We start from the raw sequence: 468 nt of genomic DNA on the forward strand, positions 1-468 counted from the left end.
CTTCAGTTCAGGGGCGTCCTCTTCGATCAATGCTCTCGAGGACGCCCCTGAACTGAAGAAGGTCTTCGGAGCGCAGGCCCGCATCAGCAAGGAGAAGGTGGACGATATGACGCCGCAACAGCGCGCTTGGTTCGATGCCTTCGTGAAACGCTACACCGCGAAGACCGCCAAGAGCAAGGCCTTCACCCAAGCGAACCGCAAGAAGATGGCCGACCCGCGTGTGGTGACCGGCTTCAAACCGCAGACCAAGGAACTTGTTTACCAAGTGGTGGTGGACAAGAGCTCCGGCTGCCACCTCACCGACATCGACGGCAACAACTACGTCGATATCCTCAGTGGTTTCGGTTCATCGATGTTCGGCTATATGCCCGACTTCATCAAGAAGGCGTGCCACGCACAGCTCGATCAAAGCGTGGACATCGGTCCGATGCATCCATTGGCCGCCGATGTAAGCAACCTGCTGTGTGA

1 protein-coding gene is annotated in these 468 nt (G+C 57.5%); it reads left to right on the top strand.

Features of this window, described 5'->3' with window-relative positions; translation table 11 throughout:
* Positions 1–468: aminotransferase class III-fold pyridoxal phosphate-dependent enzyme (locus I6F37_RS39025; protein ID WP_225154228.1), on the top strand; the 468-nt coding region annotated here is incomplete at both ends.

The sequence above is a fragment of the Bradyrhizobium sp. NBAIM08 genome (assembly GCF_020193935.1).
GTDB lineage: Bacteria > Pseudomonadota > Alphaproteobacteria > Rhizobiales > Xanthobacteraceae > Bradyrhizobium > Bradyrhizobium yuanmingense.